At 62.5% G+C, this 22,152-nt stretch carries 16 protein-coding genes; 4 read left to right on the top strand and 12 right to left on the bottom strand.

All coding sequences use genetic code 11. The features are described from left to right. The first annotated feature begins 232 nt into the window (after positions 1–232). The 3 genes from ATI14_RS23920 (at position 233) to ATI14_RS23910 (ending at position 2,021) form a co-directional block, all read left to right on the top strand. Positions 233–523, top strand: coding sequence for a DUF5629 family protein (locus ATI14_RS23920; protein WP_016969677.1), 291 nt, complete (start codon positions 233–235; stop codon positions 521–523). Beyond that, entirely contained in the window at positions 510–1,685 is a 1,176-nt protein-coding gene (locus ATI14_RS23915) for a lactonase family protein (RefSeq protein ID WP_016969676.1), read from the top strand. Before ATI14_RS23920 ends, ATI14_RS23915 begins: the two co-directional genes overlap by 14 nt. Before the next feature lie 156 nt (positions 1,686–1,841). Beyond that, positions 1,842–2,021 (top strand): hypothetical protein, encoded by a 180-nt coding sequence (locus ATI14_RS23910; protein WP_010210027.1) that lies wholly within the window; start codon positions 1,842–1,844, stop codon positions 2,019–2,021. A gap of 145 nt (positions 2,022–2,166) precedes the next feature. On the opposite strand, the gene ATI14_RS23905 is transcribed toward ATI14_RS23910, so the two are convergent. The 11 genes from ATI14_RS23905 to ATI14_RS23855 all read right to left on the bottom strand — a co-directional run bounded on the left by ATI14_RS23905 (position 2,167) and on the right by ATI14_RS23855 (position 16,005). Continuing rightward, positions 2,167–2,760 carry a glutathione S-transferase gene (locus ATI14_RS23905; RefSeq protein ID WP_016969675.1) on the bottom strand — a complete coding sequence of 198 codons (594 nt, stop codon included), beginning with the start codon at positions 2,758–2,760 and terminating at the stop codon, positions 2,167–2,169. Further along, positions 2,757–6,395: an AAA family ATPase gene (locus ATI14_RS23900; RefSeq protein ID WP_016969674.1), complete on the bottom strand. Its 3,639-nt coding sequence runs from the start codon at positions 6,393–6,395 to the stop codon at positions 2,757–2,759. Before ATI14_RS23900 ends, ATI14_RS23905 begins: the two co-directional genes overlap by 4 nt. Continuing rightward, positions 6,392–7,633, bottom strand: coding sequence for an exonuclease SbcCD subunit D C-terminal domain-containing protein (locus tag ATI14_RS23895; protein ID WP_016969673.1), 1,242 nt, complete (start codon positions 7,631–7,633; stop codon positions 6,392–6,394). The genes ATI14_RS23900 and ATI14_RS23895 overlap by 4 nt, the downstream gene beginning before the upstream one ends. Positions 7,634–7,805: 172 nt before the next feature. Next, positions 7,806–8,039 (bottom strand): DUF6124 family protein, encoded by a 234-nt coding sequence (locus tag ATI14_RS23890; RefSeq protein WP_016969672.1) that lies wholly within the window; start codon positions 8,037–8,039, stop codon positions 7,806–7,808. A gap of 476 nt (positions 8,040–8,515) precedes the next feature. Continuing rightward, entirely contained in the window at positions 8,516–10,156 is a 1,641-nt protein-coding gene (locus tag ATI14_RS23885; RefSeq protein WP_080520601.1) for a BatD family protein, read from the bottom strand. Beyond that, positions 10,153–11,892 carry a tetratricopeptide repeat protein gene (locus ATI14_RS23880; RefSeq protein WP_080520600.1) on the bottom strand — a complete coding sequence of 580 codons (1,740 nt, stop codon included), beginning with the start codon at positions 11,890–11,892 and terminating at the stop codon, positions 10,153–10,155. Before ATI14_RS23880 ends, ATI14_RS23885 begins: the two co-directional genes overlap by 4 nt. Then, the gene (locus ATI14_RS23875) at positions 11,889–12,977 is read right to left on the bottom strand and encodes a vWA domain-containing protein (RefSeq protein WP_016971762.1); all 1,089 of its coding nucleotides are present in this window, start codon (positions 12,975–12,977) and stop codon (positions 11,889–11,891) included. Before ATI14_RS23875 ends, ATI14_RS23880 begins: the two co-directional genes overlap by 4 nt. Next, positions 12,970–13,464: a DUF4381 domain-containing protein gene (locus tag ATI14_RS23870; RefSeq protein ID WP_016971761.1), complete on the bottom strand. Its 495-nt coding sequence runs from the start codon at positions 13,462–13,464 to the stop codon at positions 12,970–12,972. Before ATI14_RS23870 ends, ATI14_RS23875 begins: the two co-directional genes overlap by 8 nt. After that, a complete protein-coding gene (locus ATI14_RS23865) occupies positions 13,461–14,393 on the bottom strand; it encodes a DUF58 domain-containing protein (protein ID WP_016971760.1) in 933 nt (310 codons plus the stop codon). Before ATI14_RS23865 ends, ATI14_RS23870 begins: the two co-directional genes overlap by 4 nt. 5 nt (positions 14,394–14,398) lie before the next feature. Further along, positions 14,399–15,358 (bottom strand): AAA family ATPase, encoded by a 960-nt coding sequence (locus ATI14_RS23860; protein ID WP_016971759.1) that lies wholly within the window; start codon positions 15,356–15,358, stop codon positions 14,399–14,401. 293 nt (positions 15,359–15,651) lie between these two features. Further along, entirely contained in the window at positions 15,652–16,005 is a 354-nt protein-coding gene (locus ATI14_RS23855) for a hypothetical protein (RefSeq protein ID WP_016971758.1), read from the bottom strand. A 480-nt stretch (positions 16,006–16,485) separates the two neighbouring features. Between ATI14_RS23855 and ATI14_RS23850 the strand changes: the two genes are divergently transcribed. Next, positions 16,486–21,354, top strand: coding sequence for an NAD-glutamate dehydrogenase (locus tag ATI14_RS23850; RefSeq protein WP_016971757.1), 4,869 nt, complete (start codon positions 16,486–16,488; stop codon positions 21,352–21,354). 98 nt (positions 21,355–21,452) lie between these two features. On the opposite strand, the gene ATI14_RS23845 is transcribed toward ATI14_RS23850, so the two are convergent. After that, the gene (locus ATI14_RS23845) at positions 21,453–22,148 is read right to left on the bottom strand and encodes a GntR family transcriptional regulator (protein WP_080520599.1); all 696 of its coding nucleotides are present in this window, start codon (positions 22,146–22,148) and stop codon (positions 21,453–21,455) included. Positions 22,149–22,152 lie beyond the last annotated feature (4 nt).

Below are 22,152 nucleotides of genomic sequence, written 5' to 3'. Positions count from 1 at the left end.
TGCTTGGGAGATAAAACAGATGCCGGCGAACATACCCGCCCCGTCGCCCGGCGAGGCCGAGAATGCGTAATCAGCTGTTTCATCCCGAGCGTTCAACCTGCCTCGAAGCGCTGATGGGCGCGGGCTTGGCCTGTCTGTTTCGGAGTATTTGTAACCGCGTCGCTGCTTAAAACGCCGCTCCACGTTCTTTGCTGGGCTATCATTGGCGCTTTCCCGAAGATGATTGACTGCCATGACTGCCGACACCCTGACCTCTGTCCTTGCCACCAGCGACATGCTTGAAATCGATGGGCTGCACGCGTTTGACTTCGAACTCAATGCTGAAAAGCTGCTGGTCATCGCCATGGACGGCCGTGCCGAGAAACGCTGGAGTTTCAGCCTGGCGCAAGTAGAGGCAGCCACCTTCGACGACACCTTGCAAAGCTGGACCCTAACCGGTGATTCGGGCGAACACCGCCTGATCTGCTTCAACGCATTCACCGGCAACAATAACGACGAGGATGAAGCGGATGATGATGCGTAAATTCTGGCCCCTGCTGATGGCGGGCAGTGTCGGTGCCATGTCGGTGCAAGCCGCACCGGCGGACACCTATGAATTGTTGGTCGGCAGCTACACCGCCAACACCAGCGAAGGGATCTACCGCCTGCAATTCGACAGCCGCACCGGCCAGTTCAGCGGTAAGCCGGTGCTGGCGGCCAAGGCGGCCAACCCGTCCTGGCTGACGATTTCCAGCGACCGCAAGCACCTGTTCGTGGTCAATGAAAACGGCCCCGGCCAGAAAGACCCGGTTGGCCGCGTCAGCAGCTACAGCATCGACCCGCAGAACCACCAGCTCACCCTGATCAACCAGGTGCAGAGCCTGGGCAACGAGCCAACCCACTCCAGTGTCGCGGCCGATGGTCGTTACCTGTTTGTCGCCAACTATTCGGTGCTGGAAGATCCGGGCGGCAGCCTGGCGGTGTTGCCGGTGGACGCCAATGGCAAGTTGTCGCCGCCGGTGCAACTGAGTGCGCACCCGGCCAGCCGCGTGAACCCTGAGCGTCAGGCGTCCAACCATGTGCATTCGGTGGTGTCTTCGCCGGATGGCAAATACGTGTTTGTGCAGGATCTGGGGGCAGACAGGATCTTTGCCTACCACTACGACCCCAAGGCCAATCATGAACTGCCGCTGACCCCGGCCAACCCGGCTTCGGTTCAACTGCCACCGGGCAGCGGCCCGCGTCACTTGTTGTTCAGCACGGACGGCAAGCACGCCTGGCTGACCACCGAGATGAGTGCGCAGATCGCCGTGTTCGACTACAACGACGGCAAACTCAGCCAGACCCAACTGGTGGATTTCGCCGCCGGGCAACCGGTGTCCGACAAGGCCGGCGCCGCGCTGCACGCCTCAAGCGACGGCAAATTCCTCTACGTGAGTAACCGCGGTACCGCCAATCAGATGCTGGTGTTCAGCATCGACCCGGCCACCGCACACCTCAAGGAGCTGCAACGCCGCTCCGTGGAAGGCGACCACCCGCGCGAGTTCAGCCTGGACCCGAGCGGCAAGTTCCTGTTGATCGCCAACCAGAAAAGCAACGAAATCGTGGTGGTTGAACGCGACCCGAAAACCGGCCTGCTGGGTAAAACCGTGCAGAAATTGGCGATTGATGCCCCCAGCGACCTCAAGTTCCTGGTGCGTCAATAAGCCACAGGCCCCGCCGTGCGGGGCCTGAGCCTTTCTATTAATTCTATTAATAGCGGCTACTGTTTCAAAGCATTTCTAAGGTTCAGCCCCCGGGCGTAAGTTTGGTTCCAAGGCCTTCACCGGCCACCTAACCAAACGAACACAAGGGTTACCGACATGAACTTGAACCTCTTCTCCATCATCGCCGCTTCCGCTGTTTCCGCTACCGTAGCCCTGCCTGCCGCTGCCAGCGTCGAAGTGACCGGCAAAAAATCCAGCACCAGTGCCTACACCCAGAAATACCTGCAACAAAGCGCCAACTTCTACGCCGCCCTGGATCACAAAACTCAGCAGTGAGCTTGAGCCAAGCGACGGTCAAATGTGGGAGCTGGCTTGCCTGCGATGAAATCAACGCGGTGTATCAGTTGGACCGAGTCGTGGGCATCGCAGGCAAGCCAGCTCCCACACGAGCCCGCTCCCACATGTTGATTTGTGTTCAGCTCTAGGATTTCGCCATTACCGCAATAAACAGTGGCGATTCCAGAAAGCGCTCAAGCCAAACCTGTAACCGTTTGTACGAAGTGCCGGCGAACCACACTCGATCCACATGGGCAAATTGGCGCACAAACGGCGCCAGTGCAGCATCCGCCAGGGTCAGGTGGTTGGCCAACAGGTAATCCCGCTCGGCCAACAACCCTTCAAGCTTTTGCAAAAACACCTCGCCCTCGGCCCGGTAGTGTTCCATCGACTGCTCCGGGTAGCGTTCGGCGTACTTGTATCGATTCAAGTGATGTTTGAACACCTGATCGTTCTCGGTGATCAGTTGCGCCACCCTCGGGTCACCCTGCAGTAACCAATCATCCGGATCGTGCTGGGCCAAAGCCCATTGCATGATCTCAAGGCTTTCTTCAATCACCCGCCCATCGACGCTCAACACTGGCACCGTGCCCTTGGACGACAGCGCCAGCATCTCGGCCGGCTTGGCCTTGAGGTTCACCTCGACGATCTGCACCGGCACGCCCGAATAGCGCAGCGCCAACCGCGCGCGCATCGCATACGGGCAGCGCCGGAACGAATACAGCAGCGCCTCGCTCACTTGACCTCCAGCGTGCTCAAGCCATTGCCCTGGCGCTTGACCTGAATCTGTACCGGAATACGCTCGTGCATTTCCTGCACATGGGAAATCACCGCCACCTTGCGGCCCTGGGCCTGCAGGCCGTCGAGGGCGTCCATCGCCAGTTGCAGGGACTCGGGGTCAAGGCTGCCGAACCCTTCGTCGATAAACAACGACTCGATCTTCAACGTGCTGGATGCCATCGACGCCAGGCCCAAGGCCAACGCCAGCGACACCAGGAACGTTTCACCCCCTGACAACGAGTGCACCGAGCGCAGCTCATCGCCCATTTCCGTGTCCAGCACCAGCAAACCGAGCATGCTGCCGCCGCGCTTGAGGCGGTAGCGGCGCACCAGTTGGCGCAGTTGCACGTTGGCGTGATGCACCAGCAGGTCAAGGTTGTAGGCCTGGGCGATCTTGCGGAAAGTGTCGCCGGAGGCCGAGCCGATCAGCGCGTTGAGCCGTGCCCAACGCTGCCATTCTTCATACGCCTGAGTGATCTGCCCGGCCAGCGCGTGGTTGGCGTCCTGACGGCGCTGGTCTTCGGATTGGCGCGCGCTCAGCTCAATGACGAGTTTCTCACCTTCGGCCAGTTGCTGATTGAGCGCGGCAAGTTCGCTGTCCAGTTGTTCGGCTTCCAGGCCGCCATTGTGCTGGGCCTGATGATCAGCGAGCAGGCGTTCGCGCTCTTGCAGGAGAACCCTGGCTTGCTCGACGGCTTTTTCGCTGCTCTGCAACTGTTGGCGCAGCTCGCTGACTTGGGCGTCATCGAAGGCCAGCAAGCGATCAAGGCCGTCGTTATCCAGCTCCGGATGCCGTGCGCGCCATTCGCCGAGGCGCGTTTCCAGGGTCTGTTGTTCCTCGTGCAACGCCTGCCGGCGCTCCTGCTGAGCCTTGAGGTCGGCGGCCAGTTGGACCAGCGCGGTGCGCAGTTCCTGTAACTGCTGATTGGCGTCGGTTTCACGTTGGCGTGATTGCGCCACGGCCGTGTCGAGCTGCTGCTGCCAGTGTTCGGCGCTGCTGTGCCCGCCGAGCAGGGCGCGGAGTGTTTCCTGTACCGCTTGTTGCTGTGTCGCCAGTTCGGTCACGGCGTGTTGCGCAGCCTCCAGTTGTTGTTGGCGATGCTGTTGATTGCCGTGTTCCTTGTCGAGGGTTTGCTGGCGCTGTTGCTGTTCTTCCAACTCCTCGCGCTGGCGATCCAGCTGTTCGCGGCGCTGGCTGACCTGCTGGTCCAGCGCCATGAAGGTGTTGGCCGGGTCGCGGCGCAGGCCATCCAGTGTTTGCGCCGGCAGCAGGCTGGCGAAGGCATTGAGTTCTTCGTCCAGGCGTTCGCGGTCGCTGGCCAGCTCGCGTTGCTGGTCCACCAGCAATTGACGGGCTTGCCCGCTGGCCTCCTGCGCCGCCTGCAGTTGCTGCTGCAAGCGCCCGGCGTTTTGTTGCAGGTTGAGCAGGGCGCCCTGGCGGTGTTCGTCCTGAGTGATGCTTTGCGTCAGTTGGCTGAGTTGCTGGGCCAGCCAGGTGCTGCGTTGGGCGGCGTCCTGATTGAACAGCGACGCGCAGAGTGGGTGCGCCTCCAGGCTGGTCGCCAGGCCCTGTTGTTGAATGCCCAGCTGTTCCTGCTGTTGCAGGAACTCTTTTTGTTGGGCAATCAAGCCGCCGACCTCACCGCGCAACTCAGTGAGTTTTTCCTTCAGGGCGTCGACGGTTTTCTGCGCGTTGGCTTCTTCGCTTTCGTCATGGCGGCCAAGGCTTTGCAGCAAGGCTTCAGGCTGGTGATACGGATGCTCATGGCTGCCGCACACCGGGCAGGGCTGGTCGTGCTGCAATTGCTCACGCAATTCTTCGACGCTGGCACTGCGCGCCAGGCGCTGGCGCTCCAATAGCTGCTTGGTCACCGTCAGGGTTTGTTCGGCAACCGCCAGCTCGGCTTTGGTTTGCAGGCCATTGCCGTTGAGTTTTTCCCGCTGCTGCGCGGCGTCCGCCAGTTTTTGCGCGATGAGTGCGGCTTGCTGGTCGAGTTGTTGCTGGCTGTCCCACAAACGCGTGAGGTCTTCAAACCCACGCTGCTGTTTGCGATTGTCCTGCAACAGGCTGGCGAGCAACTGGATTTGCTCGGCCACGGCCTGGGGTTCGGCCCCGGCTTCCTGATACAGCAGGTCGAGTGCATTGCGTTGTTGTGCCAATTGCTCGGCGGCGGCGGTGGCGCGCTGTTCCAGCTGCGGCAGCTCGGCCTGGCCCTTGTTCAGGCGATTGCCGATCAACATCAGTTGTTGCAAGCGCTCACGGTAGGCGGCCCAGGCGTCGCTCAGCGGCGCGAGCACGGCGCTGCGTTCCAGTTCGGCGGCCAGGCGTTGCAGGCGCTCGGCAACTTCAGTGTGCTTGTCCTGTAAGCCCTTGAGCAGTGCCTGGCCTTCGGTACAGGCGGTTGCCTGTTGTTGCCGGTCTTCGGTGCGCTTGGTCAGTTCTTTGGTCAGGTGGGCGAGGGTGTTGTGCTCTTCAAAAGCCTGACGCAACTGTGGTGCCGCGTCTGTCTGGTTCTTCAGGGCGTCGGCCAGTGCCGTCTGCGCGGCAGACTGTTGCTCCTGGGCCTGTTCCTGACGGGCGTGCAGCGCTGTTTGTGTCTCGATGTGTTGCTCAATGTGCTCGGCAAGCGGTGTCAGCAATGAGGCGACCTCGGCCTGGCGCGCAAACTGATGCCGTTGCGGCGCCAGTTGGTCCAGGCGGCTCAAGTCCTGGCGTTGCTGGCCCTGGCTGTCCCAGTGTTGCTGGGCCTGCTGCAACTGCTCGGCGGCGCTGCGTTGGCGCTCTTGCCACTCACGCAATTCCTTGAGCCAGGTGTGTTGCGCCTCCAGCTGTTTGAGTTGGGCTTGCTGGCGCTTGAATTGTTGCTGGGCGTCAGCCAGTTGCTGGTCGAGTTCGGCGCGGGCTTCGGCGGCCATGGGGGTCACGCCGGTGGCCTGGTCTTGCAGTTGTTTGTGGGCGTCCTTGGCGTCTTTGGCCTTGTCGAATGCGCGGCGGCCCAGTTGGGTGTAAAGCGCCGTGTCGGTGAGCTTTTCCAGCAGTTCGCTGCGCTCGTTGTCATTAGCCTTGAGGAATGCACTGAACTCGCTTTGCGCCAGCAACACCGCGCGGGTGAACTGCTCGAAGTTCAGGCCCAGGGCCAGCTCCAACTGGGTCTTGTATTCGGTTTTCTGGCTGGCGAGCAGTTGGTCGCTGTCCAGGTCCGTCAGGCTCTGCCGGCTGTTTTGCAGCTTGCCACTGGCTTTGTCGCGGGCGCGATTGGCCTCCCAGCGTGCGCGGTAGCGACGGCCGCTGACGCCGACAAAATCCACCTCGGCATACCCGCCGCCCGTACCACGGCGCAGCAAGGTGCGCGGGTCACCGATGGAAATGTCGCTGTCGGCGTCCGGCATTTTGGCCTGGCCGGTGTCGCCCAGACGCGGCACGGCTCCAAACAGTGCCAGGCACAGCGCGTCGAGCAGGGTACTTTTACCCGCGCCGGTGGGGCCGGTAATCGCAAACAACCCGGCGCTGGCCAGGGGCTCGGCGGTAAAGTCGATTTCAAACGGGCCGGCCAGGGAGGCCAGGTTTTTCAGGCGAATGGCGAGAATCTTCATGGCTGTTCGCCCTCCTGTTGCACTTCCTGAAGCAGCACGGCGAAGTCCTTCAGGGTTTGCTCGTCCACGTCGCTGCCGTAACTGTCCTGCCAGGCGCGGCTGAACAGTTCCTGGGGCGTGAGCTGGTCAAGTTCGATCAGGCGCTCGTCGTCGGTTTCTTCGCTGCCACGCTTGCCCGCGTACTCGGCGGCGATGCGTACCAGGCGCACGGCCTTGCCTTGCAGGGCGCTTTCGATTTGCTGGCGCAAGTCCGGCTGGGGCTCGTCGAGGCGCACACGCACTTCCAGCCACGGGTGGCGCTGGGTTTCGGCGAGCAGGTCGACATCCGGCAAGTCGGCCAGTTGCTTGAGAATGTCCGCCAGCGGCGCGGCGTCCAGGCGGCGCAGGTCGACCGAGCGCGGAATCAACAGCGGTTCGACGCCCACCAGCCGTTCGCCCTGAAACGTCACGTCGAGAATCTGGTGCTTGTAGCCGATTTCGGAAAACGACAGCGGAATCGGCGAGCCGCTGTAGCGGATGCGCTCCTCGCCATTGACCTTTTGCGGCTTGTGCAAATGGCCGAGGGCCACGTAGCTGACGGTTCTATCAAAGAGTTTGGCGGGCAGCGCCTCGGCATTGCCGATGATCAGGCTGCGCTCGGAGTCTTCCGAGACCGACCCGCCCGCCATGTGTGCGTGGCTGACGGCAATCAGTGCCTGGCCTCTCTTGCGCTTGGCATTGGCGGCGGCAATCAACTTCTCATGCACCTGGCCAATGCCCACCAGGTAGTCGTCACCCAACTGCGCGCCAGTGACTTCGGCCGGGCGCAAAAAGGGCAGCGCCAGGCACCAGCCGGCGACCTTGCCTTTGGCATCCGGCAGTGGAATCAGCAAACGTTCGGCATCCAGTTGGCCATCATCCAGCCACAGCACGCGGCCGAGCGCGTGGGTGCGCAAGCGGCGCATCAACGGCGCGGGCAGTTCGATGCGCGAGCCGGAATCGTGGTTGCCGGCGATCATTACAATGGTCAGCTTGGGGTTTTGTTCGTGGGCGCTGATGATGAAGTCATACAGGCGCTCCTGGGCCTTGAGCGGCGGGTTGACCGTGTCGAAGATATCGCCGGCGATGAGCAACGCATCCGGCTGTTCGGCCTTTAACTGGCCGAGCAGCCACGCAAGGAAACAGGCATGTTCGAAGTCGCGTTCCTGGCCGTGCAGGTTTTGCCCAAGGTGCCAGTCGGAGGTGTGAAACAGACGCAAGGCGAACTCCGTGCAAAAGATGAAAAGGAGGGGAGTTTACCTATAAATGAGGATGCAGTGCCCCAGACAACACAAATCCAATGTGGGAGCTGGCTTGCCTGCGATGGCATCCCCTCGGTATGACTGAAAAACCGAGGTGGCTGCATCGCAGGCAAGCCAGCTCCCACAGGGGTTAGGCTGCTTGCAGGCAGTTCAGTGCGCGGTCGGCGAGGAGTCTGGCGTTGTCGATCAGGTGTTCGGTGGCGCCGGCCAGGTGGCGTTGCTCGTCAGTCAGCGCCTGGGTTGTGACGGCAGTCGTGGCGGCGGCACAGCGCAGCAGGTCGCAGATTTGGATCAGGGCGTCTTCGAAACTGAGGTCGTGGTGCACGGTGAAGGCGGGTGGTGGGTCTGGGACGATTTTGTTCATTTGGAAATTCCTACTGAAAAAGGAGCCATCCGAGTGTCGGTCTCACTCGACAAAAGGGTGGCAGCTATGTGCAGGGTGAGAAAACTGGACAGTAGGACTCCAGCCAGACCGAAGTCTGCCTGCACACAGCCGCCATAGAGCGTGTTGCTCGCGGTTGCGGCGCTTGGCGCCTACTGGTTCACAGGTTCTCACACCCGATCGCTGATATGCAGCGACGGAGCGAAGGCTAGCCAGTGAAGTCAGCAGGCGCAAGGCCGTGGGATTGTCTAGGAAACTTCCCGCAAATTAAAGGGACAGGGATTGCTGGCCTTTAACAATGCATGTCGCCCAGACACCGCCGATCAAGTGTGGGAGCTGGCTTGCCTGCGATCCGGCCACCTCGGTTTTTCAGTCATACCGAGGGGATGCCATCGCAGCGGTGCGACGACTCGACAAGCCAGCTCCCACAGGGTTTTGTGGCGTTTCAGAGCATTGGGTTACTTGGGGTAGAGCGGCGGCAGGCTGGTGGTGTCGGTCGCCGGGTCTTGCTCGCGTTCGGCCACGGGGATGGCTTTGACCGCGCGCCACAGGTCTTCGCCCAGCCAGAAGTGCCCGCTTTCGCTGTAGAGCGCGCCGTTGAGGCCGTCCAGGGCGTCGGACAGCGGCACAAAGCGCGCTGCCATATCGGCCAACGTTTCCGGCTGTTGCCGTGCCCAGGCATCGAGCGCCTGGCGTGTGGCTTGGGGGTCGTTCGCTTGCGTGGCGCGCTTGAGGTCGTCGAGCAGGGTGCGCGGGCTCGGGCCGGTTTGTGCGGCGCGTTGCACGGCCGGTTGCCGACGGGCGCGCCACCACAGGCTGAAGCCGAGCAGGGTGGTGCAGGCCAGCAGCAGTGTGCTGAGTTGCCACAGCCAAAGGCGGTTGTCGTCCGGGGCGGTGATCACCGTGGGCGTGGCCGGGGTGTCCACCACCAGGCTCGGGTTGGTGGCCACTTGCAGAGTGCGAGCGGGCAGGCTCGTGCGTTCCAGGTGGTCTTCGTGGGTGTTCCACCACACCACTTCCACCGCCGGCAGTTCCACGGCACCGGCGCGGGTGGGCACCAGCGCTTCGCGGTCTTCGCGACTGCCGATCAGGCCGCGGTCATTGTTCTGGTTGCCGAGCACGGGCTGGTCGGGGTAGCGGCGCAGACCATTGATGTCGGCACTCGGCAGCGCCGGCAGTTGTGCGCTGGACAGGCCTTCGGCCTTGACCGTGAGGCTGCGCGTCAGGGAATCGCCAACCTGGACGTGGTCCGGTTCGGGGTTCCAGGTTTCACTGAGGGTCAGGCTGCGCGCCGGTATCCACGGTGCGTCGGCGGGGTAGATCGAAGGTTTGGCTTTGACCGTCAGCGGCAATTCGGCGGAGCTGACGTGGATCAGCTTGCCCGGCTTGGTGCCCTGCAAGGTGTTGTCCTGGGGCGGGCGCGACTCCACCAGCGTGGCGCTGAAGGTCTGCGCGGGAATCACCAGCGCGCCGCTGTGTTGCGGGTAGATCGCGTAGCGGGTTTCGATCACGCCGTGGCGGATGCTGTTGATGACCTTCTCGTAGGTGCGCGACTCGCCCAATTGCTCGATGCGCGCGTCGGGAATCTGCAAGGGCGTGAGGCTGCTGTCGTCGTACAGCGACACCGAGTGGTACACACGCACGGTCAACAACGCCTGGGCCTGCACGTACACGCTGCTTTGGTCGAGGCTGGTTTCGATGAACACCGGTGCCAGTTCGGCGCTGGTGTTCTGGCTGGCGGTTTCCACCACTTGCAGGTTGATTGGCTGAGTCTTGAGTTCGCCCACTTGCAGCGGCGGAATCACCACGGTGCCGTTTTCCTTGGGCAGCAGGGTGATGATCCAGCGCGTGGTGGCGTGGTTGTCGCCGCCCAGGGTGGTGAGCTGGTTGATCTGGCGCGTGCCGCTGACTTCGAATTGCGCATCCAGCGGCGACAGGTCGGGCTTGCCGAACTGCGTGACGTCACTGGATTCCACCGTCAGCTCCACCGTTTCCCCGGAATTGAGGCGGCTGCGGTCGACGCTGGCGGTCAGGTTCGCCGCCTGGGCGTGGCCTGCCGATAACGCGAGCAGAAGCAGAAGGGTGGTGCGGCGGCTCATCGAGTCTTGTCCTGATGTTGTTGCTGTTCGTACCAGAATTTGCGGCGCAACAGCTCGCCGGGGTTGTCCGGGATCTCCCGCAGCCATTGCTCCAGCGCTTGGCGGTGTTCGCCATCAATGCTGGCATCGGCAGGGCGCAGCGGCGGCGTGGTGGTGTGTTCGTCGCCCAACTCGCTGCCCGGCACTTCATTGCCGCCCGGCGGTGGCGTGGCACCTGTCTGGGTGTCGCCCTTGCCGGCTTCGCCCTGACCTTGTTCCGACTGTTCGCCACCGGTGCTGTTTTGCCCGCTCGCGCCCGGTTGCGCAGTTTGGCCGGGTTGGGTGGTTTCGTCATCCTCATTTTTGACAGGCTTGGCCGGTTCGGGCTCGGCCTTTTCCTGCAGGATCTTTTCCACCAGTGCCTTGTTTTTCAGGGCCGGCTGCAGGTCGGGCTGGGCTTCCAGCGCCTGTTCGTAGGCGTCGATGGCCGCTTCCAGCTCGCCCGATCTGGCCAGGGCATTCCCTCGATTGTAGTGAGCGTAGGCGTCGTTGCCCTGGGCAAAGCGCTTGATGGCTTCGGCATAGTTGCCGGCTTCGTACAGCGCCACACCTTGCCATTGCGGGTCTTCGAAGTGTTCGGCAGCCTCGGCCGGGCGCTTGTGCTTGAGCAGGTACTGGCCTTGCTGGTCGGGGCGCAGCCACAAATCCTGAAGCTCAAAGGCGTAACTGGGCTGCGGCGCGCCGAGCAACAACAGCGGCAGGCAAAACAGCCAGCCGCGGCGCCCGGCGCAGGCGGCGAGCAGCAGCAAGGGCAGCAGCAACCAGTAACCCTGGTCGGCCCAGGTGTCGAGGTGCAGCAACTGGCCGTCGTTGCGCAGGCTTTGCGGGCCGTCGAGCAGGTTCAGTTGGCGCAGGTCCTTGTCGTCCAGGCGCGCGGCGCGGTAACGGCCCCCCATTTCGCTGGCGAAGGCCTTGAGTGTCGGGCTGTCGAGGCGCGGAACGAGGATCGCGCCTTGTTCGTCCTTGAGGAACTCGCCGCTTTCCTGGGTCACCGGCGTGCCTTCACGACTGCCGATGCCGAGGATCGACAAGGTCGGCGCCTGTGCACCTTGCAGTTGCAGGCGAATGCCCTGGCGCTCCTGTTTCGACAGCGAGGAGCCCACCAGCAGCAAACGGCCCTGGCCCAAGCCGCCTTGCTTGAGCAGGGTCATGGCCTTTTCGACCGCCAGGTCGGCGCGATGGCCGGGCTCGGGCATGATCGATGGGCGCAGGGCTTCCAGCAGATTACGGCTGGTGGCCAGGTCGTCCGACAGCGGCACCAACGTGTGGGCGCTGCCAGCATAGACCACGATGGCGGTCGGCGCATTGTCCCGAGCTTGCAGCAGGTCGTAGAGCTTGCGCCGTGCCTGTTCCAGGCGGTTGGGCGGGCTGTCGGTGGCGAGCATTTCCGGGGTCAGCTCCAGCAGCACCACCACCGGGTCGGACGGTTTCTGGCTGGACTGCTCAACCCTTTGCCAGCTCGGCCCGAGCAAGGCCAGCACCGCAAGCAGCCAGGCGATGCCCAGCACCACCCATGGCGATTTGCTCTCGCGGCCGCTGCCACCACTGAGCAGCACGGCATGAAAGGCCGGCGGCAAAATCATCTGCCAGCGCCCGGCGCGCTTTTGCCGATGCCACAATTGCCACAGCAGCCAGCCGAGCGGCGGCAACAGCAACAGCCACCCGGGGCGGAACAGGTGCGGCCACAAGTCGCTCATCGACGCCTCCGCAAACGCAGGCGTTTGAGGCGTTGGCGCCATTCCGGGTGCTGTTGCAGGAAAATCCCCTTGCTCGACAGTTTGTTGAAGGCGCGTTGCAACGCGTTATCGGGCCAGCGCTCCTGAATCACCAGCAACATGCTCAAAACCAATGCCAGCGCCAAGGGCGCGCTGTACAGCGCCTGGGCCGGGCGCGCCTGGGTGGGCTGTTGCGCGACGGGTTCGAGCTGGTCGAGGGTGTCCCTGATTTTTTCCAGCTCGTCGCCGTCACGGGCGCGGAAGTACTGGCCGCCGGTGGCTTCGGCGATGGCCTTGAGCGCCGGCTCGTCGAGGTCCAGGCTCGGGTTTACCCCCAGAATGCCCAGCGAACCGTTCTGCTCGGGATCGGCGCCAATGCCGATCGGGTAGATTTTCACGCCTTCTTCAGCGGCCAGGCGTGCGGCGGTCAGCGGGTCGATCTGCCCGGCATTATTGGCGCCGTCGGTGACCAGAATCAGCACGCGGCTTTGCGCCGGGCGCTGGCGCAGGCGTTTGAGTGCCAGGCCGATGGCATCGCCAATCGCGGTGTTTTTGCCGGCAATGCCGATGCGCGCTTCATCGAGCCAGGTGCGCACGGTGTGGCGGTCGAAGGTCAGCGGCGCTTGCAGGTAAGCCTGGCTGCCGAACAGGATCAGGCCCACGCGGTCGCCTTCGCGGCTTTCCAGGAAATCGCCGAGCATGTGTTGCACCAGGCTCAGGCGGCTGACGTCATCGTCCTGCCAGTGCATGTCGGGGAAATCCATGGAGCCGGACACGTCCACCGCCACCAGCAGGTCGCGGCCACTGGCGGCAATCGGCAGAGGCTCGCCGAGCCATTCCGGACGCGCGGCGGCGGTCAACAGCAGCAGCCACAGCACCACGAACGGCGCTTGCTGGCGCCAGCCCGGCAAGTTGATGCGGGCGCGGCGGCGGGCGAGGCCTTCGAGGTCGGCGAGGTAGCTGACTTTCAGCGCCGGTTCGCCGCTGTCGGCCACCGGCAGGATAAGCCGCATCAACCAGGGCAATGGCAACAGGGCGAAGATCCACGGCCAGGCGAATTCAAACATGTTTGCGAATCCAGGTGTCGACGGCTTGGGTCAGGCCGGCGATGGCTTTGTCATCCAGTTTGCACTCGGGCTTGTAGGCGCCTTCCACCAGCACCATCCAGCGCGTGAGGCCAGCGGCGGGGCAGCGGTTGTCGAGAAACGCCAGCCATTTGCGGCCATTGAGGGTGTGGCTCTGGCTGTAGGGGTAGTCGTTGCGGCACAGGCGCTTGAGCAGACCATTGAGCTGTTGCAGCCAGGCACCGGCGGGGGCGCCGTCATAGGGTTTGGGCATCAGTGCCAGTTCGGCGAGGGCGGCGATGCGCAGCGGGTCCAGCGGTTGTTCGGCGCGGGCCACCGGTTGGCGTTTGGGCAAGAAACGGCGCAGCCACCACAGGCCCCAACCGATCAGAGGAATGATCAGCAACAACAGCCACCAGCCCGGCGCGGGCGGCCAGAAGCCGATCGACGGCGGGGCGATCAGCGGTTGCAGTTGGTCCAGGCTGCTCATTGCTTTTTAACCGGGCGTTGCGGGTTGAGGTATTCGCGCAGTTGCTCGACCATTTCGCTTTGGGTGCTCAAGGGCATCAAGAGCACTCGCAGTTTCTGCGCGAGCAGTTCCCAGCGGGCGATGCGTGCCTCGGCCTGGGCTTTATACGCCTGGCGCAAGTCGAAATTCAGGGTGTCCAGTTCCAGTTGCGCGCCCCGTTCGGCAAAACGCAATAACCCGGCGGCGGGCAGGGCGTGGTCGAGAGGGTCGGAGATCGGCAGCAACAACAGGTCGCAATGGCGCGACAGCAAGCTCAACTGTTGCTCGGCGCCTTCGGTGAGGGCGCGTTCGTCGCAAATCACGATCACCAGGCTGCCCGGGCGCAGCACTTCACGGCCACGGCGCAAGGCCATGCCCAGGGCGTCGGCTTCGGGGCGGCTTTCGGTGTTCAGGCTCTGGTTCACGCGAACCAGCCGGTTGAGCAGCTGCAGCAGACTTTGCTTGCTGCGCCGGGGCTTGATTTCATAGTGCTCGCTGTCACCGAACACCAGCCCGCCCACGCGGTCGTTGTGGCCCAGGGCGGCCCAGCCGATCAGGCTGGCGGCCTGGGCGGCGAGTACGGATTTGAACATTTGCCCCGAGCCGAAAAACAGCCGGCAGCTTTGCTCGACCATGATGAAAATCGGCCGTTCGCGTTCTTCATGGAACAGTTTGGTGTGCGGCTCCTGGGTGCGCGCCGTCACGCGCCAGTCGATGGTGCGCACATCGTCGCCGGCCTGGTACACGCGCACCTGGTCGAAGTCCACACCACGCCCGCGCAGCCTGGAGTGGTGCAGGCCGATCAACGGGCTGCGCTGGCTCGGCGTGGAAAACAGCTGCACTTCGCGCACGCGGTGGCGCATCTCAATCAGCTCGCTGAGTGTGACGCGGATTCCTGCGCTGGCATTCATGGGTTTCAAGCGACGGCAACGACGTCGAGAATGCGTTGCACCACGCGGTCCTGGTCAATGCCGGCGGCTTCGGCCTCGAACGACAGAATGATGCGGTGGCGCAACACGTCGAACAGCACGGCCTGGATATCTTCGGGGCTCACAAAGTCGCGACCGGCCAGCCAGGCATGGGCGCGGGCGCAGCGGTCGAGGGCGATGGAACCGCGCGGGCTGGCGCCGTAGGCAATCCACTCGGCCATTTCCGGGTCGAATTTGGCCGGGGTACGGGTGGCCATGACCAGTTGCACGAGGTATTCCTCCACCGCGTCGGCCATGTACAGCCCAAGGATCTCCTTGCGCGCGGCAAAAATGGCCTGCTGGCTGACACGGCGCTCGGGCTTGGTTTCGCCGTTGAGGGCCTCGCCACGGGCCTGTTGCAGGATACGGCGTTCGACGGTGGCGTCCGGAAAACCGATTTTGACGTGCATCAGGAAGCGGTCGAGCTGGGCTTCGGGCAGCGGGTAGGTACCTTCCTGCTCGATGGGGTTTTGCGTGGCCATCACCAGAAACAGCGGTGACAGGTCGTAGGTACTGCGCCCGACGCTGACCTGGCGCTCGGCCATGGCCTCCAGCAGCGCGGACTGCACCTTGGCCGGGGCACGGTTGATTTCGTCCGCCAGCACCAGGTTGTGAAAGATCGGACCTTGCTGGAACACGAAACTGCCGGTTTCCGGGCGATAGATCTCGGTGCCGGTGATGTCGGCGGGCAGCAGGTCGGGGGTGAACTGGATACGATGGAACTGCGCTTCAATGCCTTCGGCGAGCTCTTTGATGGCTTTGGTCTTGGCCAGCCCCGGCGCGCCTTCTACCAGCATATGGCCATCGGCGAGCAGGGCGATCAGCAGGCGATCGATGAGTTTTTCCTGGCCGAGAATCTGCGTAGAAAGAAAGGTTCGCAGCGCAAGCAGCGCTTCACGATGTTCCATCGATGACGGTTCCTGGAGAGAAGAGCCCGAGCGTTGAGGAGGGCGCCGGGCCTGGGAGGTCTACTTTAATGCATCGCGGGGGGCAGCGACTAACGGCGCGAGGGGTATTTTTGGGAAAACTTGTAGGAATTTTGTGTGTTTAGCACAAATGGTGCTGAGGCTTGCGCTGTTTATGTGGGAGCGGGCTTGCCTGCGATGGCATCAACTGGGTCAATCTGGAGGACCGAGTCGCCAGCATCGCAGGCAAGCCAGCTCCCACACAAGCCAGTTCCCACATTTGATCTTCGGTGCATTCAGATCCGGGTGAAGGTGCCGGTGCCTTTGAGAATGTTCTGCAGGGTTTCTTCAACTTCAGCCATGTCCGACGCGGCAGTGCTGTGGCTGATCTCGAGTTGATCCTTGCCGCCCAGTGCGTCGGCGTCCCCGGCAGCCAGTTCCACCAGCAGTTTTGTATCGCCCAGGGTGACTTTCAGCCCGTCCAGAGTCGATGGCTCGTAATCCCAGGTAAGCTCCACTTCGTCTTCGTCCGGGTAGCGGGTGAGCATGAACATCTCGCCGTTTTTGCCGTGGCAGCAGAGCATGGCCATGTTGTCTTCTTCGTCATCGCACGGGGTAGCCATCAGTGCGTCGGTGTTCAGTTGCAGCATGGGAAATCCTGTCTGGGGGAGGGTGCGGCGCGGCAATTGTGCCATCGCGGCGAATTTTGTGCTGCTTCCTGTGTCAGACCCAATGCATGACCTGACGGGCTGTATCGGTCATTTCTGGTACTCGCAGGCTCGGAAATAGCCGGTTTTTCTGTCGGAAAATCCGGGTTGCCCAAGTCGCAACCCCCAGCCTGCGTACCGATGACCGAATATGTCGCAGCGTCGCAAGCAGCTGTCTTCCTACACTCGTTAAGCTGCGCAACGGATGTGCCTTGTGCCGAGCGTCTGACCTGCCCGTCGTATCGTCACCCGGCAAGGTGTGCATCCCGTGGAAGTTGTATGTGACCTGACTGTCTCTTCCAGCTTCACCCACCTGTCACCCCGATTCGCTATGGTTAACCGGCGAACGGAGCCGACGGTCTCCCCGCAAGGGGATAACACGCGACGCTTTCATCAATAACAAGCCCAAGCGGAGTACCACAGATGGCGTTCTTCACCGCAGCCAGCAAGGCCGACTTCCAGCACCAACTGCAAGCGGCACTGGCGCAGCACATCAGTGAACAGGCACTGCCACAAGTGGCGCTGTTCGCGGAACAATTTTTCGGCATCATTTCTCTCGACGAACTGACCCAACGTCGCCTCTCCGACCTGGCCGGTTGCACCCTTTCTGCCTGGCGCCTGCTTGAGCGCTTTGATCACAACCAACCGCAGGTACGGGTGTACAACCCCGATTACGAACGTCATGGCTGGCAGTCGACCCACACCGCGGTCGAAGTGCTGCACCATGACCTGCCATTTTTGGTGGACTCGGTTCGCACCGAGCTGAACCGCCGTGGCTACAGCATCCATACCCTGCAGACCACCGTGCTCAGCGTGCGCCGTGGCGCCAAGGGCGAGCTGCTGGAAATCCTGCCCAAAGGCACCCAGGGCGAAGGCATCCAGCAAGAATCGCTGATGTACCTGGAAATCGACCGCTGCGCCAATGCCGCCGAACTGAACGTGCTGAGCAAAGAGCTTGAGCAGGTGCTGGGCGAAGTGCGCGTGGCCGTGGCCGATTTCGAACCGATGAAAGCCAAGGTCCAGGACCTGCTGGCCGGTATCGACGCCAGCAAGTTCGTGATCGACGGCGAAGAAAAAGCCGAGATCAAGAACTTCCTCGAATGGCTGGTGGGCAACCACTTCACCTTCCTCGGCTACGAAGAGTTCGTGGTACGTGACGGCAAGGACGGCGGTCACATCGAATATGACGCCAAGTCCTTCCTCGGCCTGACCAAGCTGCTGCGCGCCGGCCTCACCGCCGAAGACCTGCGCATCGAAGATTACGCCGTGGCCTACCTGAACGAGCCGGTCGTGCTGTCGTTCGCCAAGGCCGCGCACCCAAGTCGCGTGCACCGCCCGGCTTACCCGGACTACGTGTCGATCCGCGAAATCAGCGCCGACGGCAAGGTCATCAAGGAACACCGTTTCATGGGCCTCTACACCTCCTCGGTGTATGGCGAAAGCGTGCGGGTGATCCCGTACATCCGTCGCAAGGTCGCGGAAATCGAACGCCGCTCGGGCTTCCAGCCCAAGGCTCACCTGGGCAAAGAGCTGGCGCAGGTGGTTGAAGTGCTGCCGCGTGACGACCTGTTCCAGACCCCGGTCGACGAGCTGTTCAGCACCGTGATGTCGATCGTGCAGATCCAGGAACGCAACAAGATTCGCGTGTTCCTGCGCAAAGACCCGTACGGTCGTTTCTGCTACTGCCTGGCCTATGTGCCGCGCGACATCTATTCCACCGAGGTGCGCCAGAAGATCCAGCAAGTGCTGATGGATCGCCTGAAAGCCTCGGACTGCGAGTTCTGGACGTTCTTCTCCGAGTCCGTGCTGGCCCGTGTACAGCTGATTCTGCGGGTTGACCCGAAGAACCGCCTCGACATCGACCCGCTGCAACTGGAAAAAGAAGTGGTACAGGCCTGCCGCAGCTGGCAGGACGACTACGCCAGCCTGGTGGTGGAAAGCTTTGGCGAAGCGCAAGGCACCAACGTGCTGGCCGACTTCCCGAAAGGCTTCCCGGCCGGCTACCGCGAGCGTTTCGCGGCGCATTCGGCGGTGGTCGACATGCAGCACCTCAACAGCCTGACCGAAGCCAACCCGTTGGTGATGAGCTTCTATCAGCCGCTGGGCCAGGTGTCCGGTCAGCGCGAGCTGCATTGCAAGCTGTACCACGCCGATACCCCGCTGGCACTGTCCGACGTGTTGCCGATCCTGGAAAACCTCGGCCTGCGCGTGCTGGGCGAGTTCCCGTACCGCCTGCGTCACGCCAATGGCCGTGAGTTCTGGATCCATGACTTTGCGTTCATCGCTGCCGAAGGCGTGAACCTGGACATTCAGCAGCTCAACGACACCCTGCAGGACGCATTCGTGCACATCGTGCATGGCGACGCCGAAAACGATGCGTTCAACCGCCTGGTACTCACCGCCGGCCTGCCGTGGCGCGACGTGGCGCTGCTGCGTGCGTATGCGCGTTACCTGAAGCAGATCCGCCTGGGCTTTGACCTGGGTTACATCGCCAGCACCCTGAACAACCACACCGATATCGCCCGCGAATTGACCCGGTTGTTCAAGACCCGCTTCTACCTGGCGCGCAAACTGACCGCCGAGGACCTGGAAGACAAGCAGCAACGCCTGGAGCAAGCGATTCTCACGGCACTGGACGACGTTCAGGTGCTCAACGAAGACCGCATCCTGCGTCGCTACCTGGACCTGATCAAGGCCACTCTGCGTACCAACTTCTACCAGACCGACGCCAACGGCCAGAACAAGTCGTACTTCAGCTTCAAGTTCGACCCGCGTGCCATTCCCGAGCTGCCGAAGCCGGTGCCGAAGTTTGAAATCTTCGTGTACTCGCCGCGCGTTGAAGGTGTGCACCTGCGCTTTGGTAACGTCGCCCGTGGCGGCCTGCGCTGGTCCGACCGTGAGGAAGACTTCCGTACCGAAGTGCTCGGCCTGGTAAAAGCCCAGCAAGTGAAAAACTCGGTCATCGTGCCGGTGGGGGCGAAGGGTGGCTTCCTGCCGCGTCGCCTGCCATTGGGCGGCAGCCGTGACGAGATCGCGGCCGAGGGCATCGCCTGCTACCGCATCTTCATTTCGGGCCTGCTGGACATCACCGACAACCTGAAAGACGGCGCTTTGGTGCCACCGGCCAACGTCGTGCGTCATGACGACGATGACCCCTACCTGGTGGTGGCCGCGGACAAGGGCACTGCGACCTTCTCCGACATCGCCAACGGCATTGCCATCGACTACGGCTTCTGGCTGGGTGATGCGTTTGCGTCCGGCGGTTCCGCCGGTTACGACCACAAGAAAATGGGCATCACCGCCAAGGGCGCGTGGGTCGGTGTGCAACGTCACTTCCGTGAGCGCGGCATCAATGTGCAGGAAGACAGCATCACCGTGGTGGGCGTGGGCGACATGGCCGGTGACGTGTTCGGCAACGGTTTGTTGATGTCCGACAAGCTGCAACTGGTCGCGGCCTTCAACCACTTGCATATCTTCATCGACCCGAACCCGAACCCGGCCACCAGCTTTGTCGAGCGCCAGCGCATGTTCGAGCTGCCGCGTTCGGCCTGGACCGACTACGACACCAGCATCATGTCTGAAGGCGGCGGTATCTTCTCGCGCAGCGCGAAGAGCATTGCCATCTCGCCACAGATGAAAGAGCGCTTCGACATCCAGGCCGACAAGCTGACCCCGACCGAACTGCTGAACGCCTTGCTCAAGGCGCCGGTGGACCTGTTGTGGAATGGCGGTATCGGCACCTACGTCAAGGCCAGCAGCGAAAGCCATGCCGACGTGGGCGACAAGGCCAACGACGCACTGCGTGTCAACGGCAACGAGCTGCGCTGCAAGGTGGTGGGCGAGGGCGGTAACCTCGGCATGACCCAACTGGGTCGTGTGGAATTCGGCCTCAATGGTGGCGGCTCCAACACCGACTTCATCGACAACGCCGGTGGCGTGGACTGCTCCGACCACGAAGTGAACATCAAGATCCTGCTCAACGAAGTGGTGCAGGCCGGTGACATGACCGACAAGCAGCGCAATCAGTTGCTGGCGAGCATGACCGACGAAGTCGGCAACCTGGTGTTGGGCAACAACTACAAGCAGACCCAGGCCCTGTCCCTGGCTGCGCGCCGTGCCTACGAGCGTGCTGCCGAGTACAAGCGCCTGATGAGCGACCTGGAAGGCCGTGGCAAGCTGGACCGCGCCATCGAGTACCTGCCGACCGAGGAGCAGCTGACCGAGCGCGCCGCAACCGGTAAGGGCCTGACCCGTCCGGAGCTGTCGGTGCTGATCTCGTACAGCAAGATCGACCTCAAGGAAGCGCTGCTTAAGTCGCTGGTGCCGGATGACGACTACCTGACCCGTGACATGGAAACCGCGTTCCCGCCGAGCCTGGTCGCCAAGTTCGGCGAGGCCATGCGCCGCCACCGCCTGAAGCGTGAAATCGTCAGCACCCAGATCGCCAACGACCTGGTCAACCACATGGGCATCACCTTCGTTCAACGGCTCAAAGAGTCGACCGGCATGAGCCCGGCGAACGTGGCGGGTGCTTATGTGATCGTGCGTGACATCTTCCACCTCCCGCACTGGTTCCGTCAGATCGAAGCCCTGGACCACCAGGTTTCCGCTGACGTGCAACTGGAGCTGATGGACGAGCTGATGCGCCTGGGTCGCCGTGCCACACGCTGGTTCCTGCGTAGCCGTCGCAACGAGCAGGACGCTGGTCGCGACACCGCGCACTTCGGTCCGCACCTGGCGGCGTTGGGCCTCAAGCTCGACGAACTGCTGGAAGGCCCGACCCGCGAAGGCTGGCAAAACCGCTACGGCAAGTACACCGAAGCCGGTGTGCCTGAGCTGTTGGCGCGCATGGTTGCAGGTACGACTCACCTGTACACCCTGCTGCCGATCATCGAAGCCGCCGACGTGACCGGGCATGACGCCGCCGAAGTGGCCAAGGCCTACTTTGCCGTCGGCAGCGCCCTGGACTTGCCGTGGTACCTGCAGCAGATCAGCGATTTGCCGGTGGCCAACAACTGGCAGGCCCAGGCCCGTGAAGCCTTCCGTGATGACGTGGACTGGCAGCAACGCGCGATCACCATCTCCGTCCTGCAAATGGCCGACGCGCCACAAGACATGGAAGCCCGCGTGGCCCTGTGGCTTGAACAGCACAAGGACATGGCTGATCGTTGGGTGGCGATGATGGTGGAAATTCGTGCTGCGGTCGGCACGGATTACGCCATGTACGCGGTGGCTAACCGTGAGTTGCTGGACCTGGCGTTGAGCGGTCAGTCGGTGCTGCAACCGGCTTGATGCTGCAGTAAGACAAAAGCCCCCGTATCGTGAGATACGGGGGCTTTTTGTTGGAACACTGTTTATCAAATACAGTTGGATTCATATTCACTTGGGAGTCAGTGGTGTTTCAGCAATTTGCTTTCCAGGTGGTCCAGGTGTTGGGTCATCAGCGCTATTGCGGTGGCTGAGTCCCTTTGCTCGACCGCCTCGACAATCGCCATGTGCTCTTGCCACGCACAATAGGTGCAGGCTTTCGCTTCAAACTGGGCAATGACCAGTGACGTCAATGGCACCAGGCTATTGAGAAATTGCGCCAGCGGCCCATTCCCGGCAATCGCCGCCAAGTGCAGATGGAACTCCCCCGACAAACGAATCGCCGGCCCGCGCTGGTCGCGCTCGATGCAGTCACGCTCGCGGCCGATCAGCTCGCGCAATTGGCGGATCTGCGCCGGTGTGGCCTGGGCGCAGGCCAGTTGCACAACGGTAATCTCGGTCATCCGCCGCGCTTCGAGGATCTGCCGCGTCTGCTGCGCATCCGGCGCCGCCACTTGGGCGCGCTGGTTGGGGCGCAGAATGATCACTTGCTGGTGCGACAGTTTGGCCAGTACCCGGCGAATCACGCTGCGGCTCACGCCAAAGGTTTCACCCAGGCTTTCTTCGGTAAAACGGCTGGCGGGGGCGATGCGTTGTTCCAGGATGGCGTCGAACAGACGCGGGTAGATGTCATCCACCGAAGGCTTTTTGCCGGCCACCAGGCGGATGGCGGGCAGGGTGGTGACGACGGAATTGCGTTGCAGGGCGTGAGCGGTCATGGCC

The sequence above is a fragment of the Pseudomonas tolaasii NCPPB 2192 genome (assembly GCF_002813445.1).
Classification (GTDB): Bacteria; Pseudomonadota; Gammaproteobacteria; order Pseudomonadales; family Pseudomonadaceae; genus Aquipseudomonas; species Aquipseudomonas tolaasii.
Note: the sequence above shows the minus strand (reverse complement) of the source record. Positions and strands in the feature narration are given on the sequence as shown.